This is a genomic window from Burkholderia sp. LMG 13014 (assembly GCF_905232215.1).
GTDB lineage: Bacteria > Pseudomonadota > Gammaproteobacteria > Burkholderiales > Burkholderiaceae > Burkholderia.
Genome location: NZ_CAJNKE010000363.1, coordinates 1 through 6,156 on the forward strand (window position 1 = coordinate 1; position 6,156 = coordinate 6,156).

5 protein-coding genes are annotated in these 6,156 nt (G+C 65.8%); 4 read left to right on the forward strand and 1 reads right to left on the reverse strand.

Annotation, left to right across the window (positions count from 1 at the left end; translation table 11 throughout):
- Nucleotides 1-493 precede the first annotated feature (493 nt).
- Nucleotides 494-1,633 carry an ATP-binding protein gene (locus JYJ84_RS26025; protein ID WP_122950415.1) on the reverse strand — a complete coding sequence of 380 codons (1,140 nt, stop codon included), beginning with the start codon at nt 1,631-1,633 and terminating at the stop codon, nt 494-496.
- A 737-nt stretch (nt 1,634-2,370) separates the two neighbouring features.
- Here JYJ84_RS26025 and JYJ84_RS26030 point away from each other — a divergent pair.
- The 4 genes from JYJ84_RS26030 to JYJ84_RS26045 all read left to right on the forward strand — a co-directional run bounded on the left by JYJ84_RS26030 (nt 2,371) and on the right by JYJ84_RS26045 (nt 6,146).
- Nucleotides 2,371-3,066: a hypothetical protein gene (locus tag JYJ84_RS26030; RefSeq protein WP_374102132.1), complete on the forward strand. Its 696-nt coding sequence runs from the start codon at nt 2,371-2,373 to the stop codon at nt 3,064-3,066.
- Nucleotides 3,067-3,076: 10 nt separating this feature from the next.
- Nucleotides 3,077-3,724, forward strand: a complete 648-nt coding sequence (locus tag JYJ84_RS26035) for a TetR/AcrR family transcriptional regulator (RefSeq protein WP_164462921.1) — start codon at nt 3,077-3,079, stop codon at nt 3,722-3,724.
- 61 nt (nt 3,725-3,785) lie between these two features.
- Nucleotides 3,786-5,264: an FAD-dependent oxidoreductase gene (locus tag JYJ84_RS26040; protein WP_122950416.1), complete on the forward strand. Its 1,479-nt coding sequence runs from the start codon at nt 3,786-3,788 to the stop codon at nt 5,262-5,264.
- A 42-nt stretch (nt 5,265-5,306) separates the two neighbouring features.
- A complete protein-coding gene (locus tag JYJ84_RS26045; protein WP_374102131.1) occupies nt 5,307-6,146 on the forward strand; it encodes a cytochrome c in 840 nt (279 codons plus the stop codon).
- Nucleotides 6,147-6,156: the final 10 nt, after the last annotated feature.

The following is a 6,156-nucleotide window of genomic DNA, read 5'->3' on the forward strand; positions in this document are numbered from 1 at the left end:
CATCGCCGCCACCAGCGCGCACACGGCGCCGTAGCAGGCTCGTTTCTGATTTTTCATGTGGACTCCATGGGACGCAGGCACCCAGTGGCCCGCATTTTCGGATCGAAGTGTGCGTGCGCCCGATGGAGTTTTTTGTGCGGAAAGATGGAGGTTTGATGGAGGGGGCGAAAGACTGACGGGAGGGCGGTCCGGACGCGGGCGGAGCCCGAAGATCGCGGGTGGCGGGGCGACCTCGCGGTATCTGGAAGCGGGCGGCGCGGCGCGGGAATCCTGGAACGCCGCAATCATCTGATGAAATGACGGTGGCCGTGCAGGCCATCGGCATCGCCGGCCTTGCGTTCCGGGTGCCGTTATTGCGAGGATCGCTTCCGCGTAGACGGCGGGCGTGCCGACCGGGGCACGCGCAACGCTCGTTCAGCAGTGGCGGGCGTGTGCGAGACGGTGCAGGGCGGCAGGCCGGCGCACGGCGTGCGTCGGCCGCTTGCCGAGCGGTTCAGCGCGGATCGGTATCCACGGTGCGCTGCGTGGCGGGCGCCACGTCCTTCCGGTTCGGTGTCGCGATGCGCGGCGATGCGGGGCTGTCGGGCCAGCGCAACTCGAACACGGTACCGCCGGACGCTGTCGGGCGGCACGATGCCTCTCCGTCGTGAGCCTGCGCAATGGCCGCGACCACGGCCAGCCCCAGGCCGCTGCCGCCTTTCTGGCTGGAATGCGTATCGTCCACGCGCCTGAACGCATCGAAAATCTGGGCCGCGCAATCGGCCGGAATGCCCGGCCCCTCGTCTTCGACCTGCAAATGACACGCACCGTTTTCGACGCGCGTGCGAATGCGTATCGCGCCGGGTACCGCATAGCGCCGCGCATTCTCCAGCAGCGCGAGCAGCGCCTGGCGCATCCGGAACGGGTCGCTATGTACGGGGCGCGTATCGAGATCGAGCACCATGTGCTGACCGGCCGCGGCCAGCGAATCCTCGAACATCTCGACGACCGCCTTGACGTGTGTCGCCAGATCGGTCTTCTGGATGCTGACGCTCAGGTGCCCGCTCTCGGCGAGGCTGATCACGCGGAGATCCTCGATCAGGCGCGTCAGTCCTTCCGCCTGAATCAACAGGCTTCGGAACAGCGCCTCGCCCGGCTGGAACACGCCTTCCGCCAGCCCTTGCAACCGCCCGCGCAGGACCGTGACCGGCGTACGCAGTTCGTGCGCGATCGCGGCATTCCAGAATGCCTGTTCGTCCGTCATGCGCTGCAGCTGGGCCGCGAGCGCGTTGAAGTCGTCCGCGATCAGCGCGGCTTCGCGAATCGATCGATCGCCGGCGACGGCGCGTGCGGTCAGGTCGCCCTTGGCGACGCGGCGAATGCTGTCCGCGACCGAGTTGAGCGGCACCAGAATGCGATGCGCGAGCCGGGTCGACACGACAATGGCGAGTATCAGGCCGATCAGGAGCGTGGCGCTCAGCCATACCCACTCGGTGTTCGACGGAAGCCAGCCCGACTGGTAACACACCTCGCTCCAGTTCCGGAGCATCACGTAGTAGAACCCATAGACCATCAGCACGACGACCAGCATGATGCCGAGCGCCAGCTCCGCCATCGACACCGCAATCTTGCGGCCCAGCCCTCCGAGTTTCATTTCGTGCTCCCAAGCGTGGCGTTGCGTCGATTCGCGACGGGACGGTTGTGCGGTTGGATTGCCGTAGCGTCAGGGGAAAGGCGTGATAGGGGTGGGTAAAAGGCGTGCGTCGGTGCGTCGAGGTTTCCCGCGGCAGGTGTGCCGGAGGTGAGATGTCGCTCGAGACCGGAAAAGGCCGGGCGGGTATCGACGGGAACGTTCCCGTCCGACGGAGACAGCGGCCGAACAGCGCGATGTGTGCGGGACGGTATGGGTTCTTCATTCATGGTGTCCGCTTGGGATCCTGCTATTCATTCCATCGAATCGCAATATTACCGCACGAAATTGGCGATCGAATGACACGATGGTTCGGCGTGCGTTGGAAAAATGGCGATGCTGGCGTAGCCGCGCGGGACGGGCCGACAGGCGTGTTGCCCATCGGTTGGGTGGATGTTTCCCCGATGATTTCAAGCGGCCCGGGCGTTTTCGAGGCAGGGGAATACCCTGCTTTTTTTTATGGCTAGTTGTTATGTATCATGACCTACAGTAGTCAGCATTTTCTATATTTTGAGGTATCCCGATTCGCTTGATCCGACGGTGTTCGATGGAAGGGGCGAGGTTCGACGAAGGTTGCGGTGTCGCTGCCGATACGAACGGGAAACACGAGCACACCGATGGGCGCGCGCAATCGAGTCGGGCGAACGTCGATCCGGGAAAGCAATGACGCATCGAACCGCATCGGTACGGGAAGTTTCATGATGGATTTCAGATCTCCTGACATCGGGTTGTCCGTCGCCTTGCTGGCATGGGCGACGGGCACCTACGGCCTGAAATTCGTCCGGAGGCGCAACCCGCTGCTCGGCGTCGCCTGGTGGGTCGTGACGGCGTCCTCCGTCAATGCACTGGTTTTCATGGCGACGGGCTGGTCGTGCGCGTCCGGTGTCGCACATTTCCTGGACATGTTCACGAGAGGGTTCGGCATCCCGGTGATGGCGGCTGCCGGCATGATGGCCGTCACGCACGAATACAGGCCGATGGCCCAGCAGGTCGTCACGTTGTTCGGGATTGCCGCGGTGGGAACGATGGCGCTGATGACGCTCGAATTCGTCGATATCGTCCTGCCGTATTTCTATGTCGCGATGTGGGCGTTGCTGGCGCTTTATCTGGTCTATTTCGTCGTGCGGCTGCTGCGCGCCGGGGAAGCGTGGCATGCGGTGACCACGACGCTGGCGCTCGTGCTGTCGCTGATCGTCGCGTACGTCGACGATCTGTACAAGATGCCCGGCAATGCGCACGGTGCCGTATTCAGCTTTCCCGTGCTGGCGTTGCTGACGTGGTCATACTTCGCGGTCGCGATCTATTACGCCTACTGCGCGCTGGAACGGACACGGCATGTCGAAATGGCCGGGGCTGCACGCGTTCTCCGGTGGCATGAATTTACCTCATTCGAATAGGAATCCTGACATGAATGAGGATCGGTCGACGCATGCGGTGAGGCCGACGCTTCCGCGTGGAAAGAAAGGCGATGGCGAGACACGGGAGCGTCTGCTGCAAGCCGCACGCACGATCTTCGCCGAAAGCGGTTATGCGGCGGCGAGCATCGAGCGCATCGCCGTCGAGGCGGGCTATACGCGCGGCGCGTTCTATTCGAATTTCCGCGACAAGACGGTCGTGCTGCTCGAACTGCTGACGCGCGATCACGAAGACGTCGAGCGTGAACTGATGCGCATCGTCGAAGCGCGGAATGACCGCGAGGTGACGGAGCGTGCGCTGCACGCGTACTTCAGGCAGCGCTATCGCCAGCCTGACGCGTGCGTGATGTGGATGGAAGCGGCACTGCTTTCCGTGCACGCCCCGTCGTTCCGCGTGCGGTTCGCTGCATTTCTGAACGAGCGGCGGGATCGGGTGGCGGCGCGCGCCTCCGGGCTTGCGGAGCCTGCCGACGGGCGGTTGCCGTTGCCGATCGAGTTGCTGACGCTCGGCCTGACCGGGCTGGGCGACGACGTGTTGCCCGACGGCGCGAGCGGACGGTGGCACCTGACCGACGCCTGGATCGACGCGGCGGTGACGCGGGTGTTCGCAGGCAGCCCGTGCGGCGAGCCGACGGCATGACCGCACGCCATCGCGGCGCGCCGGTGCAAGGACAACTGACGAGGATGGAAGGAATAGAAAAATGAATCGCAAACCCAGGCCGGATGTACAGACCCGGCGCAACGTGTTGCGCCTCGCGGCGGTGGGCGCTGCGTCGCTCGCGGCCGGCGAAGTGACGTTCGCGCATGCGGCCAACGCAGTCACCGGAAACGACGGCGTGCTCGACGTCGCGATCATCGGCGCGGGGCTCGCGGGGCTGACTGCCGCGCGCGACCTGAAGCGTGCCGGATGTGAATCGTTCGTCGTGCTCGAGGCGCGCGATCGCGTCGGTGGGCGCACCTACAACCACGATCTCGGTGGTGGACGAATCTCCGAAGCCGGCGGCCAATGGTTCGGTCCCGGCCAGACGGCGATCGTCGATCTGGCGCGCGAGCTGAAGGTCGATACCTTCGATACCTACTACGCCGGCAAGACGGTGTTCCTCGCGGACGGTGCGCGGGTGGCCCAGGACACGCAGGGCACGGTGGGCGGCAACCCGGTGATCGCGGCGCGGCTCAACGCGCTGGCGAAGCACGTGCCGTCGGCGGCACCGTGGAAGGCGCCGAATGCGGCCGCGCTCGACGCAATGTCGCTGGGTGCGTGGCTCGCGCAGCAAGGCCTGACCAACGAGGAGAAATTCTCGTTCAGCCTGGCGGCCCGGTTGTCGCTCGGCACGGCGCCAGCGCAGCTCGGCTTGCTGCACTACCTGGCGACGATCAACAGCGCGAACAGCGATTACGACCAGCTCGAGTCGATCAAGGGTGGAGCACAGGAATCGCGTTTCGTCGGCGGCTCGCAGGTGCTGAGCATCAGGATGGCGAATGAACTCGGCGAACGGGTGAAGCTGTCCTGCCCGGTGCGCAAGATTGCCGGCTGGAATCGCGACGTGGTCGAGCTCGTCACCGACCAGGGTGTGGTGCGCGCGCGCCGCGTGATCGTCGCGTTGAATCCGGCGCTGTGCAACCAGGTCGTGTTCGATCCGCCGCTGCCGGACGGCCGCGCGCAGTTGCAGCGCCGGTGGCCCGCGTATGCGCCGATGCGCAAGACCGTGCACGTCTACGACCGGCCGTTCTGGCGGGACGACGGGTGCAACGGGCAGGTCATCCCGGTCAACAGCCCGCTGCTGTGGGCCTATGACAACTCGCCGCCGGACGGGTCGATCGGCGTGATCAACGGCTTCATCGCACCGGGCGCGCTCGCGAGCGACGCGAAGGTGGCGGAGCAGACGCTTTCCGCGATCTACGCGCAGGCGCTCGGCGACAAGGCACTGCGCCCGACGCAGTTCCACGATTACGACTGGGGCAAGGTGGATCCGTGGTCGCTGACCTGCATTCATCCGATTCCGCCGGGTTTCTGGACGAAATGGGGCGAGTATTTGCACCCGCCGGTCGGTCGGCTGATCTGGTCCGGAACGGAGACGGCCGACATCTGGGCCGGCGCGATGGATGGCGCTGTGCGTTCGGGGCATCGCGCCGCGCTGCAGGTATTGGGTGCGCTCGCGCATCGGACGAAGGAGGCTTGAGTGAAGCGAGCATGGATCATCGGTGTGGTCGTGGTGGCTGCGGTGTCGGCGGCCGGCGTGCTGTTCGGGCGGGATCTGTACGGCTATTACCGTTTCGGAAAAGCGCTGGATCGCGAAGTCGATGCGCTCAAGGCCGATGCCGGCCCGTGGCCGCAGCCGCAGGAGACGTGTTTTATCTGTCACGGCCCGCGTGGGCAGTCCGGTAACGGCGGGTACCCGGCGTTGTCCGGCCAGCCGGCGGCCTACATCGAGGCCCAGTTGCGCGCGTTCGCCAGCGACCGCCGGCCGGACCCGACCATGGGGCCGCTTGCGCGCGGCATGGACGAGCAACAGATGAAGCTGCTGGCCGCGTATTTCGCGCGGCAGGCGCCGGTCCAGAACGAGAAGATCCGGGTCGACGCGGTGCTCGCGGCGCGCGGCATGGCGGTGGTGCAGGCGAGGAGCTGTGTCGCCTGTCACGGTGCAGGCCTGACGGGCAACGAACGCGCGCCACGCCTCGCGGGGCAGGGCGAGTCCTATCTGGCCGACCAGCTCGTCGCGTTCCGCGCGGGCAGGCGGCATGACGAGACGGGCGCGATGAATGGGGTGGCCGCGGCGTTGTCGGGCGAGGACATCCGGGCCGTCGCGCATTATCTGGCGGGTATCGCGCCGACGCACGCCTCGGCGGCAGTGACTGCGGCGGCGGAGCGTGCGCCGCGCCTTGCGAATCACGACGAGGCGGATCTCGTGAAGCAGATCACGGCCATCAAGACCGGGAATCGTGCCGATCCGGCTGGTGCGATGCATGCCGCGGTCGCGAGGTTATCCGGCGACGACATTCGCGCGGTGGCGTATTACCTGGCCAACGTGTCTTCCGGGCACGAGGGCGGCAGCGTCAGGTAGCGCTGGGCGT